This window comes from Conyzicola lurida, from assembly GCF_014204935.1.
Taxonomy (GTDB): Bacteria; Actinomycetota; Actinomycetes; order Actinomycetales; family Microbacteriaceae; genus Conyzicola; species Conyzicola lurida.
Map to the genome: position 1 here is coordinate 3286154 of NZ_JACHMJ010000001.1, position 20286 is coordinate 3306439.

Annotated in this window: 20 protein-coding genes; 7 read left to right on the plus strand and 13 right to left on the minus strand. The window is 69.6% G+C overall.

Annotated elements, in window-relative coordinates; translation table 11 throughout:
* Positions 1-93: 93 nt before the first annotated feature.
* Positions 94-2385, plus strand: coding sequence for a glycosyltransferase family 2 protein (locus HD599_RS15980; RefSeq protein ID WP_184239399.1), 2292 nt, complete (start codon positions 94-96; stop codon positions 2383-2385).
* Positions 2385-4040 (plus strand): chitinase, encoded by a 1656-nt coding sequence (locus HD599_RS15985; protein ID WP_184239400.1) that lies wholly within the window; start codon positions 2385-2387, stop codon positions 4038-4040. Before HD599_RS15980 ends, HD599_RS15985 begins: the two co-directional genes overlap by 1 nt.
* Positions 4041-4057: 17 nt before the next feature.
* On the opposite strand, the gene HD599_RS15990 is transcribed toward HD599_RS15985, so the two are convergent.
* A complete protein-coding gene (locus HD599_RS15990; RefSeq protein WP_184239402.1) occupies positions 4058-5611 on the minus strand; it encodes a carboxylesterase family protein in 1554 nt (517 codons plus the stop codon).
* A 94-nt stretch (positions 5612-5705) separates the two neighbouring features.
* On the opposite strand from HD599_RS15990, the gene trhO reads away from it, so the two are divergent.
* Positions 5706-6584, plus strand: a complete 879-nt coding sequence (gene trhO, locus HD599_RS15995; protein WP_184239404.1) for an oxygen-dependent tRNA uridine(34) hydroxylase TrhO — start codon at positions 5706-5708, stop codon at positions 6582-6584.
* A gap of 49 nt (positions 6585-6633) precedes the next feature.
* Here trhO and HD599_RS16000 read toward each other — a convergent pair whose 3' ends face one another.
* A complete protein-coding gene (locus HD599_RS16000) occupies positions 6634-6909 on the minus strand; it encodes a hypothetical protein (protein WP_184239406.1) in 276 nt (91 codons plus the stop codon).
* Positions 6910-7055: 146 nt separating this feature from the next.
* Between HD599_RS16000 and HD599_RS16005 the strand changes: the two genes are divergently transcribed.
* The 3 genes from HD599_RS16005 to HD599_RS16015 all read left to right on the plus strand — a co-directional run bounded on the left by HD599_RS16005 (position 7056) and on the right by HD599_RS16015 (position 9621).
* On the plus strand, positions 7056-8084 hold the full coding sequence (locus tag HD599_RS16005) for a 6-phosphofructokinase (protein WP_184239408.1): 1029 nt from the start codon (positions 7056-7058) through the stop codon (positions 8082-8084).
* A 117-nt stretch (positions 8085-8201) separates the two neighbouring features.
* Complete coding sequence (locus HD599_RS16010; protein ID WP_184239410.1) at positions 8202-9218, plus strand: MDR family oxidoreductase; 1017 nt, start codon at positions 8202-8204, stop codon at positions 9216-9218.
* Positions 9219-9222: 4 nt separating this feature from the next.
* A complete protein-coding gene (locus HD599_RS16015) occupies positions 9223-9621 on the plus strand; it encodes a DUF1304 domain-containing protein (protein WP_246376214.1) in 399 nt (132 codons plus the stop codon).
* Here HD599_RS16015 and hemL read toward each other — a convergent pair.
* The 11 genes from hemL to hemE are packed head-to-tail and all read right to left on the minus strand — an operon-like array spanning position 9618 to position 18984.
* Positions 9618-10928 carry a glutamate-1-semialdehyde 2,1-aminomutase gene (hemL, locus tag HD599_RS16020; RefSeq protein WP_184239412.1) on the minus strand — a complete coding sequence of 437 codons (1311 nt, stop codon included), beginning with the start codon at positions 10926-10928 and terminating at the stop codon, positions 9618-9620. The genes HD599_RS16015 and hemL overlap by 4 nt on opposite strands.
* Complete coding sequence (gene hemB / locus HD599_RS16025) at positions 10925-11905, minus strand: porphobilinogen synthase (protein WP_184239414.1); 981 nt, start codon at positions 11903-11905, stop codon at positions 10925-10927. The genes hemL and hemB overlap by 4 nt, the downstream gene beginning before the upstream one ends.
* Positions 11906-11939: 34 nt before the next feature.
* Complete coding sequence (locus tag HD599_RS16030) at positions 11940-12725, minus strand: uroporphyrinogen-III synthase (protein ID WP_184239416.1); 786 nt, start codon at positions 12723-12725, stop codon at positions 11940-11942.
* Positions 12722-13705: a hydroxymethylbilane synthase gene (gene hemC / locus HD599_RS16035; protein ID WP_184239418.1), complete on the minus strand. Its 984-nt coding sequence runs from the start codon at positions 13703-13705 to the stop codon at positions 12722-12724. Before hemC ends, HD599_RS16030 begins: the two co-directional genes overlap by 4 nt.
* Positions 13702-14853 carry a ferrochelatase gene (locus HD599_RS16040; protein ID WP_184240670.1) on the minus strand — a complete coding sequence of 384 codons (1152 nt, stop codon included), beginning with the start codon at positions 14851-14853 and terminating at the stop codon, positions 13702-13704. Before HD599_RS16040 ends, hemC begins: the two co-directional genes overlap by 4 nt.
* 53 nt (positions 14854-14906) lie before the next feature.
* Entirely contained in the window at positions 14907-15596 is a 690-nt protein-coding gene (gene hemQ, locus HD599_RS16045; protein WP_184239420.1) for a hydrogen peroxide-dependent heme synthase, read from the minus strand.
* A 44-nt stretch (positions 15597-15640) separates the two neighbouring features.
* Positions 15641-15868, minus strand: a complete 228-nt coding sequence (locus HD599_RS16050) for a DUF3618 domain-containing protein (RefSeq protein WP_184239422.1) — start codon at positions 15866-15868, stop codon at positions 15641-15643.
* A gap of 1 nt (position 15869) precedes the next feature.
* Positions 15870-16301 (minus strand): phage holin family protein, encoded by a 432-nt coding sequence (locus HD599_RS16055; RefSeq protein WP_184239424.1) that lies wholly within the window; start codon positions 16299-16301, stop codon positions 15870-15872.
* Between the two features lie 5 nt (positions 16302-16306).
* On the minus strand, positions 16307-16621 hold the full coding sequence (locus HD599_RS16060; protein ID WP_184239425.1) for a YtxH domain-containing protein: 315 nt from the start codon (positions 16619-16621) through the stop codon (positions 16307-16309).
* Between the two features lie 48 nt (positions 16622-16669).
* Entirely contained in the window at positions 16670-17932 is a 1263-nt protein-coding gene (locus tag HD599_RS16065; RefSeq protein WP_184239427.1) for a protoporphyrinogen/coproporphyrinogen oxidase, read from the minus strand.
* Positions 17929-18984: a uroporphyrinogen decarboxylase gene (hemE, locus tag HD599_RS16070; RefSeq protein ID WP_184239429.1), complete on the minus strand. Its 1056-nt coding sequence runs from the start codon at positions 18982-18984 to the stop codon at positions 17929-17931. The genes HD599_RS16065 and hemE overlap by 4 nt, the downstream gene beginning before the upstream one ends.
* A 17-nt stretch (positions 18985-19001) precedes the next feature.
* On the opposite strand from hemE, the gene HD599_RS16075 reads away from it, so the two are divergent.
* Positions 19002-20270: a glutamyl-tRNA reductase gene (locus tag HD599_RS16075; protein ID WP_184239431.1), complete on the plus strand. Its 1269-nt coding sequence runs from the start codon at positions 19002-19004 to the stop codon at positions 20268-20270.
* The last annotated feature ends 16 nt before the right edge of the window (positions 20271-20286 follow it).

A 20286-nucleotide genomic window follows, 5' to 3' on the forward strand; every position in this document is an offset into this window, starting at 1 on the left:
TCAGCTTTCCGGTCGGCAACGGGCCTAGTATCGGGGGCTGAGGCCTCCCGAAGTGCGAACCCGAACCGCGCTGGCCTTACCCGAGGAATTACTATGCCCGCTAGCCCTAAGACCGCGCCTCAGCGCAAACGACAGTGGGGTGCAGAGCGCTCGACCGAGCCGCTGCCCACCATTCACGTACGGCCCAGTGACCGCCAGATCGCCCTCGCGCGCCTGGCCATCGTCTTCACGGTCATCTTCTGGTTCCTCTACGTACTGACCACGATCATCTACCAGTTCCTCGAGAACGGAACCGAGAGCTTCCGGTTCACCATCGAGGCGATCTCGTACCTGATCGTCGTCACCTTCCTGAGCTTCTCCGCGCTGATGTACCTCGTCGCGCGGCAGGGTGCCCTCATCCGCTTCCGCGACCACGTGCGCGTGCCCCGCGCCGAGCTCGACCGCCACTTCGGGCAGAACCACTCGTCGATGACGGTCCTGGTGCCGTCGTACAGCGAAGAACCGCAGGTCATCCGCGGCACCCTCTGGTCTGCAGCGCTGCAGGAATACCCCGAGATGCGCGTCGTGCTGCTGGTCGACGACCCGCCCTTCCCGACCGACCCCGAGACCGCCGCCCGACTCGAGCGCGCGCGTGGAATGGCCGACGAGATCACGGACGCCCTCGCCGAACCCCGCGGCCGCTTCAGCACCGCCCGCATGAACTTCGAGTTCGACTCCGTCGCCGACTCGGTCCCCACCATCGAGACCGTGCGCCAGCTCGCGTACCAGTACTTCTGGGCCGCCGACTGGCTCGAGACGATGGCCGAGAACGAGACGATCGACGACCACGTCGACGAGTTCTTCGCCGACCAGGTGCTGCGCGGCCTCAGCAACGAGCTCGCGCTCGTCGGAACCGCGCTCACCGCGGCCGCCGACCAGGGCGAGACCCCCACGCACGAGCGCCTGGCCGAGCTGTACCGCCGCCTCGACTGGACCTTCGCCGCCGACCTGACGACCTTTGAGCGCAAGAAATACGCCTCGCTCTCGCACGAGACGAACAAGGCGATGAACCTCAACTCGTACATCGGCCTCATGGGGGGAACATACGACACCGAGGAGACCGCCGCCGGCCTCGTCCTGCGTCCCACGACCGGTCCCGGCGACTTCACCGTGCCCGACTCGGAGTACCTGCTCACGCTCGACGCCGACTCGGTGCTGTTGCGCGACTACTGCCTGCGCCTCGTCTACTTCCTCGAGCAGCCCGAGAACGAGCGCGTCGCCGTCACGCAGACGCCGTACTCGTCGTTCCGCGGCGCCGGAACGCGCATCGAGCGCCTCGCCGGCGGCTCGACCGACATCCAGCACCTCCTCCACCAGGGCATGTCGTACTACAACGCCGCCTTCTGGGTGGGGGCCAACGCTGTCATCCGCAAGCGCGCCCTCGAAGACATCGTCGAGGTCGAGACCGTCGGCGGGTTCGACGTCAAGCGCTACGTGCAGGACCGCACTGTCATCGAGGACACCGAGTCGAGCGTCGACCTCGGCACGCACCGCTGGTCGATCGTCAACTACCCCGAGCGGCTCAGCTACAGCGCCACCCCGCCCGACTTCGGCTCCCTCGTGGTCCAGCGCCGCCGCTGGGCCAACGGCGGACTGCTGATCATGCCGAAGTTCCTGCGCCAGGTGCGCGACCGCCGCGCCCGCGGCGAGCGCGTCACCTTCACCGAGTTCGCACTGCGTGCCAACTACATGAGCTCGATCGCGTGGGCCAGCTTCGGCCTCGTCTTCCTGCTCGCGTACCCGTACGACAGCCGCCTGCTCAGCCCGCTCGTGCTGCTGACGGCCGCGCCGTACTTCCTGGCGATGGGCTTCGACCTGCGCAACGCCGGGTACAAATTCAGCGACATCGGCCGCATCTACGGCTTCAACCTGATCCTGTTGCCGGTCAACCTCGCCGGCGTCTTCAAGTCGCTGGAACAGGCCATCACGGTCAAGAAGATCCCGTTCTCCCGCACCCCGAAGGTGAAGAACCGCACCGCGGCCCCGTTCCTCTACGTGGTCTCGCCCTACGTGATCGTCATCTTCTCGGTCGTCACCTTCGTGCGCGACATGTCGGTCGGCAACTGGGGCAACGCGGCCTTCGCCGCGTTCAACGCCCTGCTCGCCGGCGGCGCGATCGTGGCCTACATCGGTGTGAAGAACTCCATCGTCGACATCTGGCTCGCCCTCACAGGCTGGCTGTTCGTCGACGTCAAGTCGAAGTCCACGACCGACGACGACACCCCCGACCGTGACACGCCGATCGACTGGCGTTCCGTCCTCTACCGTGGCGACTCGGACGGCAGGGGCTCGACCTCCATCTCCGGCAAGGTCACCCCCGCGTCAGACTCGAAGCAGGCAGCGTAATGAGCACCACCGAAAAAGCCCCCAAGCCCGCCAAGACCAAGCGTCTCTCCATCCCCCGGCTGCTCGTGGCCATCGTCGTCTCGGCCGCGCTCGTGACGGCCGGTGTCGGCGCAGCGCGCACCTGGTGGGTCTCCGCGACCACCCCCGCGGCGGCCGACCCGTGGTTCGCAGCGTACGTCGACGTCACGGCGACCCCGAGCTACGCGTTCGAGAGCCCCGTCTCCGACGCGGCGAAGAACGTCGTGCTGTCCTTCATCGTCACGAAGGCCGGCGAGGACTGCACGCCCAGCTGGGGTTCGGTGTACACGATGGATGAAGCGGCGAGCTCCCTCGACCTCGACCGCCGTATCGCCCGCCTGCAGCAGCAGGGCGGCGAAGCTGTCGTCTCCTTCGGCGGTCTCGCCAACGACGAGCTCGCGTCCACCTGCACCGACGTCGACGAACTCGCCGACGCCTACCAGAGCGTGATCGACCGTTACGACGTCACCACGATCGACCTCGACATCGAAGCCGACAACCTCGCGAACACCGAGGCCAGCGTGCGTCGCGCCGAGGCCATCGCGATCGTGCAGCAGCGCCAGAAGGCGGCCGACGACGACCTCGCCGTCTGGCTCACGCTGCCGGTGGCCCCGACCGGCCTGACGGAGGTCGGCACCGACACCGTCGCCGACTTCCTCTCCGCCGAGGTCGACCTCGCGGGCGTCAACGTCATGACGATGGACTACGGCTCGAGCCGCGTCGACGGCCAGTCGATGCTCGACGCGTCGACGTCCGCCCTCGAAGAGACGCACCGTCAACTCGGCGTGCTCTACTCGCGCGCCGACATCGACCTGACCAGCGAGACGATCTGGAACAAGATCGGCGCGACGCCGATGATCGGCCAGAACGACGTGGAGGGCGAGATCTTCACCCTCGACGACGCGCGCAAGTTCAACACCTACGTCGTCGATCACGCCGCCGGACGCATGTCGATGTGGTCGCTCAACCGCGACGCCACCTGCGGCTCGAACTACGACGTGCGACGCGTCGCCGACTCGTGCAGCGGCGTCGCGCAGGGCGACTTCTCGTTCGCGACACTCCTCGCCTCGAAGATCGTCGGCAGCCCCGAGGACTCGGCGAGCACCACGACCACGAGCGAGCCCGTCGCGGTCGAGGAAGAGGACGACCCGGCGACTAGCCCGTACGCGATCTGGGACGAAGACGCCACCTACCTGATCGGTACCAAGGTCGTCTGGCACCGCAACGTGTACTCCGCCAAGTGGTGGACCCGCGGCGACCTGCCCGACAACCCCGTGCTCGACGCGTGGGAGACCCCGTGGGAGCTCGTGGGACCGGTTCTCGAGGGCGAGACGCCCGTCATCTCCCCCACGTTGCCGGCCGGCACCTACCCGACCTGGGTGGGCACCGACGTCTACGAGGAGGGCGACCGCGTGGTCGTCGACGACTACGTGTTCGAGTCCAAGTGGTGGAACCAGGGCGACAGCCCCGCGGCGTCCAACACCGAGCCCGACAACTCCCCGTGGGTGCGCCTGACCGACGCCCAGATCACCGAGGTGCTCGACCAGCTCGCGGCCGGCGAGGCACCGACGGGCCAGTCGACGGTCACCCCGACCGACGATGCGGCAGTCGGCACCACGGAGACCCCCGCCCAGTAGGCGTCGTGCCGCGCGTCTCAGACGTGCGGCACGAAGTCCTGCCAGGCCACGCGCCTGCCCGCCCGCGGATCCCTCTCCAGCCTGTCTTCCCGGTCGAAGATCAGCGTCACGCGCTTCTGCTCGTCGTAGCGCGGCCAGTCGGCCGAGATCGTTCCGGTGCGGGCGAACTCGATCCAACGGTCGCGCATGCGCGACCCGGTGCGCTTGAACGCCCGGCGACCGCCCAGCGCGCCCATGGCCCGTCCGAACGTGCCGTCCATCCGGTCGAAGAGCGCGAACAGCTCGAGGCCGTGCGTCGCGTCGAAGCCGAGCGCGCGCACCAGCCGCGGCGCGATGTCGAAGCGGTAGAAGTACACCGGAGCGAAGCGCGAGTGCCGCTCGGCGACTTTGACCGTCGGGTACCAGAAGGCGTAGTCGCCGGCGAAGTCCGCGGCGGGACGCTTCTCGGGCAGGCCGGGGTACTCGGCCTTGATGGCCTTGCGCGCCTTCTTCTTCGTGCGGGAGAAGATCGACCGGATGCGCGGCGGCGTCGTGGCGAGGATGTCGAGTCGCCCCGTGAACAGCGAGCCCTCGCGGTCGTTGGTGCCGATGATCAGGGGCACCGGCATCGCCCTGCCGTGCTTGAACGCGTCGAGCGGGCGCTCGGGCAGGAAGTCGCCGTCGATCACCGGGCAGAGCGCGATCGTGCCGGGGTCGCGGTCGGGCGTCAACAGGGTGAGCGCGACCGCTGCCTCCACGAGGTCGCTCGCGTCGGCGAGCTGCAGCATCAACGCGGCATCCTCGAGGGTCGTCGACTCGACCCCCGCGGGCTCGAGCCGGGCGCTGAGGAACTCGAGGAACTCGTCGGCCCAGCGCCGGGTGAGTTCGGGGCCGTAGAGCGCGTTCGTCGGGGCGCTCTGCGCGATGGCACGGGCGAACAGCCCGTGCGCGGCGGGCGTCGCCATCAGGGTGGTGACCGCGTTGCCGCCGGCCGATTCGCCGAACACCGTCACGTTGCCGGGGTCTCCGCCGAATGCCGCGATGTTGTCGCGCACCCACTCGAGGGCGGCGACCTGGTCGCGCAGGCCCAGGTTCGATTCGATCGGGCGCTCCGGCGTCGAGTAACCCGAGAAGTCGATATAGCCCAGCGCACTCAGCCGGTAGTTGAGGCTGACGTAGACGATGCCGCCCTCCCGCACGAGCGTCTCGCCGTTGTGCGGGTGCTCGGCCGACGATCCGACCGCGTAGGCGCCGCCGTGGATGAAGACCATGACCGGCAGGTTGTCGCCCCCGCCGGTCGGGCGCAGCACGTTGAGGCTGAGGCAGTCCTCGCTCATCGCCTGGCCCTTCGCGGCGCCGATGAAATTGCCGCTGCGGGACTGCCAGGCCACGGGGCCGAACCGGCGCGCGTCGCGCACACCCGTCCACGGCTCGGCGGGCCGCGGAGCACGCCAGCGCAGCGGGCCGACGGGTGCGGCGGCGTAGGGCAGGCCGCGCCACGCTTCGAGGCCGCGTTCCCGCACGCCCCGGGCCACCCCCTGTTCCACGGTCACGTCGAGGGAGTCGGTCGTTCCTGCAGGCCGGGTCAACACCGCTCGATGCTAACCCCGCGGGGTGAACGCGCGGTGCGGGGTGGCGGACGTCGGGTTCGACAGGCTCAACCCAGCTGGAAAGTAGAATTGGCCGGTGGCAGTTCCGAAGATCATCCTGTTTTACGGGTTCACCCCGCTCGCCGACCCCGAGGCCGTGCGCCTCTGGCAGCGTGACCTGTGCGAGTCGCTCGGACTCACCGGGCGCATCCTGATCTCGAAGGACGGCATCAACGGCACCGTCGGCGGCGAGCTGAAGAACGTGAAGCGCTACGTGCGCAAAACCCGCGAGTACGCCCCGTTCAAGAACATCGACTTCAAGTGGAGCGAGGGCACCGGCCACGACTTCCCGCGCCTCAGCGTCAAGGTGCGCGACGAGATCGTGAGCTTCGGAGCCCCGGGCGAGCTCGTTGTCGATGAGGCCGGAGTCGTCGGAGGCGGCATCCGTCTCTCGCCCGAAGAACTGCACGAGCTCGTCGCCCGAAAAGAGGTCACCTTCTTCGACGGGCGCAACGCCTTCGAGGCCGAGATCGGCCGGTTCGAGGGCGCCGTCGTGCCGGACGTCGCCAACACGCGCGAGTTCGTGGCCGAACTGGACAGCGGCAAGTACGACCACCTCAAGGACCAGCCGATCGTCACGTACTGCACAGGCGGAATCCGCTGCGAGGTACTGAGCTCGCTGATGGTCAGCCGCGGGTTCGCCGAGGTCTACCAGCTCGACGGCGGCATCGTGAAGTACGGCGAGACCTACGGAGACGCCGGTCTCTGGCAGGGGTCGCTGTACGTTTTCGACAACCGCATGGCGATCGATTTCACCCCGGATGCCGCGGTGATCGGCCACTGCTACCGGTGCGGCACCGCGACCAAGAACATGCAGAACTGCCGCGAACTCTCCTGCCGGGAACAGCTCGTCGTCTGCGAGGAGCACGCCGCGTCGACCGCGTGCGCCGAGCACGCCGCGCAGCTGGCCTCTTAACGAGCGCGACGCCCCGGCCCGAAGGCCGAGGCGTCGCGGAACGACGGACCTAGTAGGTCGTCATGGTGCAGGCCGCGGCGCCGCTCGAGCATGCCGCCGCCGTGATGACGGCGATGAGGATGCCGACCAGGATCGGCCAGACGATCGAGATGATGATGCCGGCGATGGCGAGACCGTTCTTCTGGCCCGCGCCGCGAGCCTGGACGAGGCCGACGATGCTCAGGATGAGACCGAGCAGGGGGAAGAGGAAGGCGAAGACGACGCCGGCGATGGTGATGCCACGTCCGACTCGGGGGACCTCGGTGGGTGCGACTGCTTCAGACATTGGGCTCCTCTGTAGTGAAAACTGTGAAATAGCGACGAATGTCGTGTGAAAACGTCGGCTAACACTATTGGCTATAGGGAGTCCGCGGATAGCTCGCGGCCTCCCCGTAAACGGGGGGCGAGCGCTGGATAGGCCATGATGTACTCATGAAAATCGGCATCCTCACGAGTGGCGGCGACGCACCAGGTCTCAACGCGGTCATCCGCGGCATTGTCTACACCGGCATCGCGACCGGCAAGTGCGAAGAGTTTGTCGGCTTCCGCAACGGCTGGAAGGGTGTCGTCGACGGCGACACCGTGCCGCTCGGCCGGCACGAGATCAAGGGCATCCACAAGCAGGGTGGGACGATCCTCGGCACCTCGCGCACCAACCCGTTCGACGGCATCGGCGGCGTCGACCGCATCAACGAGGTCATGCGCGAACAGGGCATCGACGCGATCGTCGCCATCGGCGGCGAGGGGACGCTGGCCGCGGCCAAGCGCCTGACCGACGCGGGCATCAACATCGTCGGTGTCCCCAAGACCGTGGACAACGACCTCGACGCCACCGACTACACCTTCGGTTTCGACACCGCGGTGCAGATCGCGACCGACGCCATGGACCGCCTGCGCACCACGGGCGACTCGCACGGCCGCTGCATGATCGCCGAGGTCATGGGCCGTCACGTCGGCTGGATCGCTCTGCACTCGGGCATGGCCGCCGGCGCCCACGCCATCCTGATCCCCGAGCAGAAAACCAGCGTCGACCAGATCCTCGAGTGGGTGACATCCGCCCACGACCGCGGGCGCGCGCCGCTCGTCGTCGTGGCCGAGGGCTTCTCGCTCGACACCATGGACGACGCGCACAGCGAGCGCGGCCTCGACGCCTTCGGACGCCCGCGCCTCGGCGGCATCGGCGAGCTGCTCGCGCCGATCATCGAGGAACGCACGGGCATCGAGACCCGCGCCACGACCCTCGGCCACATCCAGCGCGGCGGCACGCCGAGCGCCTACGACCGCGTGCTCGCGACGCGCCTCGGAATGGCGGCCCTCGACGCCGCCATCGCCGGTCGCTGGGGCCACATGGTCGGGCTGCGCGGCACGGACATCATCACGGTGCCGTTCGCCGACGCACTCGGCAAGCTCAAAACCGTTCCGCAGGAGCGGTACGACGAGGCGCGCATTCTCTTCGGGTAGCGCGCGGGTCCAGCCCGTCGAAATTCTGACCCACCCCGTAGCGGGTTGAGCCTGTCGAAACCCACCCACCCGGATTTCGACAGGCTCAATCCCCCTGGGTCGTCATAGGCTGGCCGCATGTTCCGTGCCATCGTCGTCAGCCGTCCGTCCGATTCCGCCGCCCACGCCGATCTCGTCGACGCGACCGACGACGCGCTGGGCGAGGGCGACGTCGAGATCGACGTCGAGTACTCGAGCATCAACTACAAAGACGGCATCGCCCTGACCGGTGCGCCCGGCGTGATCAAGGCACAGAGCCTGATTGCGGGGATCGACCTGGTGGGGACCGTTTCGTCGGTCTCTGAGCCTGTCGAAGGGAGCCCTACGACAGGCTCACCGACCGTAAAGGTCGGCGACCGCGTCATCGTCAACGGCCACGGCATCGGCGAGAACCACCCCGGCGGACTCTCCGAGCGCGCCCGGGTGAACAGCGACTGGCTGGTGCCGCTGCCCGCGGGCATCTCCGCGAGCCAGGCGGCGGCCATCGGCACCGCCGGCTTCACCGCGATGCTCTCGGTGCTCGCAATCGAGAAGCAGCTCTCCCCCGCCGACGGCGGAGAGGTTCTCGTCACGGGAGCCTCCGGCGGCGTCGGTTCGATCGCGATCGCGCTCCTGTCGAAGCTCGGCTACCGCGTCACGGCCTCGACCGGCCGCGCAGCAGAGCACGACTACCTGCGCTCCCTCGGCGCCAGCGACGTCGTCGACCGGGCGACGCTGAGCGAGCCGGGCAAACCGCTACAGACCCAGCGCTGGGCCGCGGCGGTCGACAGCGTCGGTAGCCACACCCTGGCCAACGTGCTCGCCCAGACGAACTACGGCGGCATCGTCGCCACCTGCGGCCTCGCCCAGGGCGCCGACCTCCCCGCCACTGTGATGCCGTTCATCCTGCGCGCGGTCACGCTCACCGGGATCAACTCGGTCTACTGCCCGCGGCCGCTGCGGCTGGAGGCGTGGGGCCGTCTCGCCCGCGATCTCGACCTCGGCCTGTTGGATTCCCTGACGACATCCATCGCCCTCGACGAAGCGATCGGGGTGGCCGGACGCATCATGCGCGGCGATGTGCGCGGACGCACGGTCGTCAGGGTGCAAGACTGAATTTATGAACACGGTCCTGCTCGTCATCGGCGCGGTCTTCGCGGTACTCGCGGCCGTGCTGCACGTCGTGATCTTCCGGCTCGAGAGCATCAACTGGAGCAGACCCGCGGTGTGGAAGCGCTTCGGGGTCGCCTCGCAGTCCGACGCCGACGTCGTGCGCCCGATGGCCTACAACCAGGGCTTCTACAACCTGTTCCTCGGCATCGGCGCGCTGCTCGGCGCCGCCCTGCTGCTCACGCCCGTGGCCCTCGCGGGCTACGGCATCGCGCTCTTCGCCACGGGCAGCATGCTCGCGGCGGCGACCGTGCTGATCCTCTCGAACCGCAGGCTCGCGCGCGCCGCGATCACGCAGGGCACGTTCCCGCTGCTCGCGGTGCTGTTCCTGCTGCTCGCGCTGATCTAGGCCGTGGCGGCCGCGGCGGCCCTCGCGGCACCGGGCAGGGCCTCGAGGATACGCCCCATCGCGGTGTCGTCGAGCGCCGACGACACGAACCACGCCTCGAACACGCTCGGCGGCAGCGAGACACCGGCGTCGAGCATCGCGTGGAAGAACGCGGGGTACCGGAACGCGTCCTGGTCTTTGACCTGCGCGTAGTCCTCGGGGACCGCCGAGCGGAACGCGAACGAGAACAGGTTGCCGGCCCGCTGCACGGTGTGCTCCACACCTTCCGCGGTGAGGGCGGCGGATGCCGCGTCCGACACGGTCGCGGCGGCGAGGTCGAGCGCGCGGTATACGGAGGCGTCCGCGGCCCGCAGCGTCGCGATGCCTGCGGCGACCGCCACCGGGTTCCCGCTGAGCGTTCCGGCCTGGTAGACGGGGCCGAGCGGCGCGAGGTAGTCCATGATGTCGGCGCGGCCGCCGAGCGCGGCGAGCGGCATACCTCCGCCCACGACCTTGCCGAACGTGACGAGGTCGGGCGCGTAGCCCGGAGTCTCGGGCGTCTGCGCCTCGAGCCCGAGCCAGCCGCCGGCGCCCACGCGGAAGCCGGTGAGCACTTCGTCGACGATGAGCAGCGCGCCGTGCGCGTGGGCGGTCTCGGTGAGGAACGCGGTGAAACCGGGCAGGGGGGTTACTACGCCCATGTTCGCTGCAGCGGCCTCGGTGATCACCGCGGCGATGCGGTCGCCGTGCTCGGCGAACACCGCGGTGACCGCGTCGCGGTCGTTGTACGGCAGCACAAGGGTCTGCGCGGCGGTCGCGGCGGTGACGCCGGCCGAGCCGGGCATGGCCATTGTCGCGAGTCCCGACCCGGCCTCGGCGAGCAGGCCGTCGGAGTGGCCGTGGTAGTGACCCGCGAACTTCACCAGCAGGTCGCGCCCGGTGAACCCGCGCGCAAGACGGATCGCCGTCATCGTCGCCTCGGTGCCGGTCGACACGAGCCGCACCTTCTCGACGGCGGGGACCCGTTCGAGAATCAGCTCGGCGAGCTCGGTCTCCCCCGGCGTCGATGCACCGAACGAGAGGCCGCGCGCCGCGGCATCCTGTACCGCCTTGATCACCGACGGGTGGGCGTGGCCCAGAATCGCGGGGCCCCAGGAGTTGACGAGGTCGACGTAGCTGCGTCCCTCCACGTCGGTGATGTACGCGCCCGTGGCCTCGACGAAGAAGCGCGGGGTGCCGCCGACGGAGCCGAAGGCGCGCACGGGCGAGTTGACGCCGCCGGGGATGGCGGCGCGGGCGCGGTCGAAGGCCTGCTGGTTGGTGGTCATGAGCGACGGAGCCTTTCTGCGAGCTCGACGGCCCAGTAGGTGAGCACGACGTCGGCGCCGGCGCGCTTGATGGCGAGCACGGATTCGTCGATGGCGCGTTCGCGGTCGATCCAGCCGTTGGCGGCGGCGGCCTCGATCATCGCGTACTCGCCGGAGACCTGGTACGCCCAGACCGGCACGCTCGAGGTGGCGGCGACGTCCGCGAGCACGTCGAGGTAGCTGCCGGCCGGCTTCACCATCACGACGTCGGCGCCCTCGATGATGTCGAGCTCGACCTCGAGCTGGCCCTCGCGGCGGTTGGCGGGATCCATCTGGTACGCGCGGCGGTCGCCGACGAGCGACGAGTTGACCGCCTCACGGAACGGCCCGTAGAAGGCCGACGCGTACTTGGCCGCGTAGGCGAGGATGGCGGTATCGACGAACCCGGAACCCTCGAGCGCCTCGCGCACGACGGCGGTCTGGCCGTCCATCATGCCGCTGAGCCCGAGCATCTGCGATCCCGACGCGGCCTGCACGAGCGCCATCTCCCGGTAGCGCTCGAGGGTCGCCTCGTTGTCGACCCGGCCGAGCGCGTCGAGGACGCCGCAGTGGCCGTGGTCGGTGAATTCGTCGAGGCAGAGGTCGGTCTGCACGACGAGCGCGCCGCCCGCCGCGTCGACCGCTGCACGGGTGCCGACGTTGAGGATGCCGTCGGGGTCGGTGGCGCCGGAGCCGATCGCGTCCTTCTCGAGCGGCACGCCGAAGAGCATCACACCGCCGATCCCGGCCTCGGCTGCGGCCTCGACCGCGCGCTGCAGGCTGTCGACGCTGTGGTGCACGACGCCGGGCATGGAGCCGATTTCGACCGGCTCGTCGATTCCCTCGCGCACGAACATCGGCAGCACGAGGTCGGCGGGGTGCAGACGGGTCTCGGCGACGAGTCGGCGCATCGCGGGCGAGCTGCGCAGTCGGCGGGGGCGGATGCTGCGTTCGGTCATGTCAGTCCTTGGTGGGCGCGTCTGCGCCCGGTAATCAGTCTTCTGGTGGTTCTTCTGCGCCCGCTGCGACGAACTCGACGAGCGCGTCGACGAGGGCGTCGGCGGAGCGGCTCTCCGCGATGACGTCGACCGTGAGGCCGGCGGCGCGGGCGTCGAACGCGGTGCGCGGGCCGATACAGGCGACGATGGTGCCTTCGGGCAACGGCGACAGCTGCTTGGCGACCTGGCGGGCCACGCTGCCGGAGGTGACGAGCACGGCGCCGATGCGGCCCGATGCGACGTCGGCGGCGACGTGTTCGGCGATGGGCACGCCGACAGTGCGGTAGGCGGAGACGAACTGCACGTCGAGTCCGAGCTCGGCGAGACCGCTGACCAGGGTGGGTTCGGCGATGTCGGACTGCGGGATGAGGACGCGGCCGTTGATCTCGGCGGTCGGCCACTCCTTGAGCAGACCGCGCGCCGAGTTGTCGCCCTCGGGGATGAACGTGACCTGGTAGCCCGCGACCGCGAGCGCGGCGGCGGTGGTCTCGCCCACGGCGGCGATGCGCGTGCCGGGGGGCACGCTCACGCTCTGCCCGGCGAGCACGTCGACCGTCGTCGCGCTGGTGACGACGAGCCAGTCGAACTGGCCGTCCTGCAGCTCGTAGAACGCATTGGCGAGGGTCTGCGCGTCGTCGGTCGAGGCGAAGTTGATGAGCGGCGCGATCACCGGAACCGCGCCGTAGCCGCGCAGCGTCGCCGCCACGGTGTCGCCCCAGCGTCCGCCGCGGGGAACGAGCACGCGCCAGCCCGAGAGGGGTTTCGCCGCTTTCACCGTCACGGGGTGCCTCCGACCGGTGCGAAACGGGCGGCACCGTTCTCGAGCAGCTCGGCGGCGACGCGCTGCGCGACCTCGAGCGAGGGCTGAGGGGTGTCGGCGGCGTAGAGCGCGTGCGAGCTGGTGAGCTTCTCGGTGCCGTCGGGGCTGTAGACCCGGGCGTCGAGGAAGAGCAGGCCGTCGTCGATCTGGCCGTGGGCGCCGATCGGGGCCGCGCAGCCCGCTTCGAGCAGGGCGAGCACGTGGCGTTCGGCCTCCACGATCGTGCGGGTGGGGTTGTGGTTGAGCGCCGAGACGAGCTTCTCGTCGCCGGTGCGCACCTCGAGGGCGAGCGCTCCCTGGCCGGGCGCGGTGGGCCAGCCGTCGAGCGAGAGGAACTCGGTGACCGCGCCGAGACGGCCCAGACGGTCGAGTCCGGCGGCGGCGAGCACGACGGCGTCGAGACGACCCTCGGCCACGTGGGCCAGGCGGGTGTCGACGTTGCCGCGGATGTCGACGACCTCGATGTCGGGGCGGCGCGCGTGCAGCTGCGCGGCACGGCGCGGCGACCCGGTGCCGACGCGGGCGCCGGCGGGCAGGTCGTCCATGGTCAGGCCGTCGCGGGCGCAGAGCGCGTCGCGGGCGTCGACGCGCTTGGGGATCGCGCCGATCGAGAGGCCGGGGTACGCGGCGGTGGGCAGGTCTTTGAGCGAGTGCACGACGACGTCGACGCGGCCGGCGATGAGCGCCTCGCGCAGTGCGCCGGCGAACACGCCCGTGCCGCCGAGGCTCGCGAGCGATTCGGTCGAGGTGTCGCCTTCGGTGCGCACGGTGACGATCTCGATGACGACGCCGGTCTTCGCGGCGAGAGCGCTGGCGATCGTCTGGGTCTGCGAGACGGCGAGCGCGCTGCCGCGCGTGCCGATGCGCACGACGGCGCCGGTGCCCGCGTGGGCCGAGCCGATGGTGGGGTGGTTCGGCGCCGTGTCCTTCGATTGCGTCATGGAAGAACTCCCGCGAGAGCCGGCTTGAAGCCGGCACGCACGTTCTCGCAGCATCCCGGGCGGCAGACGTCGTACCAGGGCCCGAGGTCGGTCATGGCCGGGCGGTCGGCGACGGGCACGCCGTCGCGGCGCTCGAGCACGAGGTCGACCAGGCCGGTCACGTAGGCGGCGTGCACACCGGGGGTGGGAACGCGCACCGCGAAGATGCCGTTCTCTTCGCTGGTCTCCATGGCCTCGGTGTCGAGGTCCCACTTCACCTCCATGTGGTCGCTGACGAAGCCGAGCGGCACGATGACGACGGCCTTGATACCCTGGCCGGCGAGTTCGACGATCGAGTCGTTGATGTCGGGCTCGAGCCACGGCATGCTGGGCGGGCCGGAGCGCGACTGGTAGACGAGCGACCACTTCTCGACGCCCGCAGCCTCGGACATGACCACTTCGGCCACCGCGAGGTGCTGCGCCGCGTACGCGCCGTCGGGGCCGAAGCCGCGCGAGGCGGGACCGGAGCGTTCGGCGTCCGATGACGGGATGCTGTGCGTGGCGAACAGGATGTGGGTCTCTTCGGGGCTGATGCCCTGGGCCGCGACATCCAGAAGCCCCTGTTTGACACCGTCGATGAAGGGCTGCACGAAGCCGGGGTGGTCGAAGAACTGGCGCACCTTGTCGATCTTGATGGTGTCGCCGAGGCCGGTCTCCTCGAGGGCGATCGCGTAGTCCTCGCGGTACTGGCGGCAGCTCGAGAACGAGCTGTACGCGCTCGTGCCGATGGCGATGAGCTTGGTGAAGCCGCGCTGGTTCGCCTCGGTGAGCGCGTCGCGCATGTACGGGGTCCAGTTGCGGTTGCCCCAGATGACGGGCAGGTCGACGCCGCGGCGCTCGAGTTCGGCCTCGAGGGCCGCCTTGAGCTCGCGGTTCTGGTCGTTGATGGGGCTGACGCCGCCGAATGCCCGGTAGTGGTGGGCGACCTCTTCGAGGCGCTCCTCGGGGATGCCGCGGCCGCGCGTGACGTTACGCAGGAACGGGATCACATCGTCCTGCCCCTCCGGCCCGCCGAAGCTGGCGAGCAGGATGGCGTCGTAGGCGACGGGGGTCGTCACGTGCTCGGCGCCCGATGCCGCTTCGTCGGATGCCGCGTTGAGCACGATCACCGGCTCGGGGAGGTTGCTGGCGTCCAACTGGTCGAACGCGCCGTTACTGATGGTCACGCGAGTACCTCCGCGATCTCCGAGATCTCGATGCGACGCCCGGTGTAGAAAGGAACTTCTTCGCGCACGTGCCGGCGCGCTTCGGTGTTGCGCAGGTGGCGCATGAGGTCGACCAGGTCGACGAGTTCGGGGGCCTCGAGACCGAGGATCCATTCGTAGTCGCCGAGCGCGAAGCTCGCGACGGTGTTGGCGAGCACCTGCGGGTACTGGCTTCCCTTGCGGCCGTGGTCGCCGAGCATCTTGCGACGCTCCTCCTCGGGAAGCAGGTACCACTCGTAGCTGCGCACGAACGGGTAGACGGTCAGCCACGCGGCCGGCTCTTTGCCGCGCATGAACGCGGGGAGGTGGTTGTTGGTGAACTCGGCGTCACGGTGCACGCCCATGGCGTTCCACACCGGCAGCAGAGTGGAGAGCTGGCCGCTGCGGCGCAGTTCGCGCAGCGCCCACTGCAGGGTCTGGGGGTTCTCGCCGTGGATCCAGATCATGATGTCGGAATCGGCACGGATGGACGAGACGTCGTAGAAGCCGCGGATGGTGACACCGGCGGCCTCTACGGCGGCGATCGCGTCCTCGAGTCCGCCGCTCCCCGCCGGGCGCGACGGATCGCGCTTCAGAACCGACCACAGGGTGTAACCCAGTGTTTCGGTGAGCGGAGGAGTGGCCTGAATATCGGAGCTATGACCCATAGGGTCTATCCTCCCCCTGTCCGAGGGGAGTTGCGAATCGAGATCTAATCGTCTCCGCTGAGCAGCGCCCATGCTACGAGGCCGATGACGGATGCCGCGACCGCGGTAGCGCCCACGATGAACGGGATCGGGTTCTCGTCGTACGCGATCTTCGCCTTGTCGGCGTAGCGGCTCGCCTGCTTCTTGACGTTGAGCTTGTCTTCGATCGCGTCGAGCGTGCTCTCGAGCTCCGCGCGCTGCGCGGCGATCTTGCTGTCGATGGAGTCGGTCATGTCAATCCCGCTTTCCTGTATCGGTTGCTGTGTCGTGGTGGCCGATGCCCTTGATGGCGTTGACGTCTTGCTTGACGCTCTCGATGGTCTCGGTGGGTACCGGGGGCGTGCCGCGCTTGAGCAGCGAGACGCCGATCAGCACGAGGATCGCCGTGATCAGCAGCAGCGCGCCGCCGACGATGAGCGCCGCGAGCCACGCCGGCAGCGCGGTGGCTATTCCGAGAACGGCGGCCGCGAGCAGCACAGCGAAGGCGAAGAACGCGAAGAACGCGCCCGCCGCGATGAGGCCGACGCCGATGCCGATCTCCTTGACCTTGCCGATCAGCTCCGCCTTCAGGCGTTCGAGCTCGCTGCGCAGCAGAGCGACGAGGTAGCCGGGCAGGTCGCCGATCAGCTTGAACAGCGACCGCTTGGGTAGTTCTTGCCCGCTCATGGCGCCTACTTCGATGCGCTCTTCGACGCGGTCGACTTGGAGGCCGACTTTGTCGGCGACTTACGCGCGGCGGGCTTGGCGGCGGGCTTGCCCGCGACCTGCGAGACGACCTTCTTGGCGCCGCTGGCGAGGAAGCCGGCGACCTCGGGGGCCTTGTCCTTCACGAAACCCTCGGCTTCGTCGAACTGGCGCTGCACTCGCGGGGAGTTCCAGACGTTGCCCACGGCACGCTTGATGTCTTCGTATCGCTCACGTCCGGCGCGGGCACCGAGTACGTAACCGACTCCGATGCCGACGACCAAAAGGATCTTGCCTTTCATGGTTTACTCCGCTTTCGTTTCGTGAATGATTCTTTCAGCGTAACCGGGTTACCCGGCGTGATTGCTGAGCAGAGCTTTCGCTTGTGCCTCTGAGTGCCCAATGATATTTGCCAGTCCCGTTCCGGCGATAGCCTCGCCGACGACGACGATGCCCTCGGGGACGACCTCGCTGACGGCGGCGCGTGACCACTGCACGCGGGCGAAGTCGAGCACCGCGGACGGCTCGAGCGGCACGCCGAGCAGAGCCGCGGCATCCTCCCTCGCGATCTCGGCGAGGCCCTGGTGGTCGGAGGCGTACGACAACCGCACAACGTGCTTGCCGCCGGCCCGCTCGGCCAGCCACTCCCACTTGGCGGTGGCGTGCGTGAGGGCCTTGGCCCGGATTCCGGCGGCACCCTCGGCGACGAGCACGCCGGTGCCGCGCGGGGCCGCGTCGAGCGCCGGCGAGTCGAGCACGAGAGTGGCGAGCGTCACGGTGCGGGGTGGCTGGCGGTCGCCGACGAGAAGGCCGGATGTCGCGACGACGACGGCTCCGCGGAGGGTGTCGCCACCGACCCTGACCTCGCCCGGGGCGACGGCGGTCGCGCGGCTGTTCAGACGGATCTCGGCACCGAGGTGCGTGACGTCGGCCACGAGCTCGTCGACGATGCGCACGAGTCCGCCGCGGATACCGAGGACGGCCGAGCCCGCGGGGGCGGCGGCGCGGATGGTGCGCACCGCCCCGGCCAGGGTGCGTTCGCGGTGGAGGGCGGCGCGCAACTGCGGCGCCACGCGGTCGAGTGCGAGGTCGTCGGGCGACGCCGAGTGCACGCCCTGCACGACGGGTGCCACGAGCTTGTCGACCATGGCGTCGCCCATGCGGGCGCGCACCAGCTGGCCCAGCGTCTCGGACTTCGCACCGACCCTGGTCGGCAGGAGGGTATCGCCGAGGTAGGCGCGCAGGGCGGCGCGGGTACCGATGACCGTGATCACGTCGGCGGCCGCGGGAACCCCGGGTATGCCGAGCAGGCTCGTCGCGGGCAGCGGCACGGCCGGTCCGCTCGTCGGCTGCAGCCAGGCACCCGCGGGGTTCGGCGAGACGATCTCGCCGCCGAGCCCGATCTCGCCCAGCAGCGCCTGCACGGTGCCGCCGCGGGTCGCGAAGCTCTCGGCTCCGGCGTCGAGGGTGATCCCGCCGACGACGTGCCGGGAGATGTTGCCGCCGAGACGGTCGGACGCCTCGACCACGGTCACCCGGAGGCCGCTCTTCAGCAGCCTCCGCGCGGTGACCAGGCCGGCGAGCCCGCCGCCGACGACGACGACGTCGGTCATCCGGCGTGGACCTGCTCGACGATCCGGGTCAGCACGTCGGGGTTGGTCTCGGGCGGCACGCCGTGGCCGAGGTTGAGCACGTGGGCGGGTGCCTCGCGGCCGCGGTCGATCACGTCGTTCACGTGTGCGGCGAGGATGTGCGCGGGGGCGCCGAGGAGTGCGGGGTCGAGGTTGCCCTGCAGCGGCACGGTCCCGCCGAGGCGGCGGTTGGCCTCGTCGAGCGGGATGCGCCAGTCGACGCCCATGACGTCGGCGCCGACGTCGTGCATGTGCGCGAGGACCTCGCCGCTGCCGACGCCGAAGTGCACCTTCGGCACCTCGAGGCCGCGAAGGTGTGAGAGCGCCCGCTTGGAGTGCGGGGCGACGCGGCGCACGTACTGCTGCGCGCTGAGCGACCCGACCCAGGAGTCGAACAGCTGCACGGCGGACGCGCCGGCGAAGACCTGCGCCTTGAGGAATGCGCCGCTGACGTCGGCGCACCAGTTGAGCAGCTCCGCCCAGGCGTGCGGCTCGGTGTACATCATGGTGCGCGTGCGCAGTTGGTCCTTCGACGGGCCGCCCTCGATCAGGTACGACGCGAGCGTGAACGGGGCGCCGGCGAAACCGATGAGCGGTGTCGTGCCGAGCTCGGCGACGGTGCGCTGGACACCCTCGATGATCGGGGCGAGTGCTTCGGGTTCGATGGGTCGCAATGCCGCGACATCCGACACGCTTCTGATCGGATTGGCGAGAACCGGGCCGCGCCCGGGGACGATTTCGACCTCGACACCTGCGAGTTTGATGGGAATCACGATGTCACTGAAGAAGATCGCGGCGTCGACCTTGTGGCGTCGCACGGGCTGCAGCGTGATCTCGCTCGACAATTCGGGGGTCAGGCAGGCGTCGAGCATGGCGTTTCCGACCCGGAGTTCGCGGTATTCCGGGAGCGAACGGCCCGCCTGGCGCATGAACCACACGGGCGGCGTCGCCTGACGTTCGCCGCGGTAGGCGCGGATGAGGGGGGCGTCGGAGGTCCGGCCGTCGACGAGCGGATGGTTATCTGGCAGAGTCACGGAGTTAACATTAGGTTGTGCTCCTGTGTCTGACCGCTAACCACCAGAATGCCAGCTTCGACCTTCTCGAGAAGCTGTCCATCGGTGCACCTGCGGCGGCCTCCACTCTGGTCGCGGGCAGCGCCTTCGTCTCCGGCGCCGTGGTGCTCGCCACCTGCAACCGCTTCGAGGCGTACCTCGACATCGACGAGCCCCTCACGGGCGCGACCGCGGTCGCCGTGCAGTCCACCATCGACGCCATGAGCATCGCCAGCGGCGTGCAGCCCGAAGAGCTGCGTCGCTCGGTCACCGTCATTACCGGGGATGCCGTGGCCGGCCATCTCTTCTCCGTCACGTCCGGACTCGAATCCGTCGTCGTCGGCGAGGACGAGATCTCCGGCCAGGTCGGCCGCGCCCTCGACGCCGCCCGCCAGTCGGGAACGACCTCGTCGAACCTCGACCGCCTGTTCCAGACCGCCACCCACACGTCGCGCGACGTGAAGAACCGCACCGCCCTCGGCGGCGCCGGCCGGTCGCTCGTGCGTCTCGCCCTCGAGATGGCGTCGAGCCGGGTCACCGACTGGTCGCAGACGCGCGTGCTGCTCGTCGGCACCGGCCAGTACGCCGCGACCACGCTCGCCGCGCTGCGCGACCGGGGTGCCGTCGACGTGCGCGTCTACTCCCCCTCCGGCCGCGCCCAGCGGTTCGCCGCCAAGTACGACACCGCGTTCGAGACGTCGCTGCCCGCGGCGATCGGCGCCTCCGACATCGTCGTCACCTGCACCTCGACCATGGCGATCGCGCCGGCCGACGTGCCCGACGACAACCGCCGCCTGATCATCGACCTCGGGCTGCCCCGCAACGTGGACCCTGCAGTCGCCGGCATGCCGGGCGTCGAGATGCTCGACCTCGAGCTGATCAGCAAGCACGCGCCGATCGAGGCCCTCACGGCCGCGACCGACGCCCGCGCGCTGGTCGGCAACGCCGCGGCGTCGTTCACCACAGCCGCCGTCATCGAGCCCGCGATCGTCGCGCTGCGCAGCCACATCTTCGACGTGCTCGACGCGGAGATCGAGCGGGCCGAGCGCAAGGCCGGATCCGCCGACAGCACCGACACCGTCGCCGCACTGCGCCACCTCGCCGGAGTCCTGCTGCACGCGCCGTCGGTGCGGGCGCGCGAACTGGCACGCGAGGGCCGCGCGGACGAGTTCGTGGCGGCGCTCGACGCGCTCTACGGCATCGGTCCCGCGGCCGCCGCGGTGGCGCTGCCCGTCGACGGCCGCGCGGACGAGTCGCTCGCCGGCTGAGCCCCGGATCGGCCGG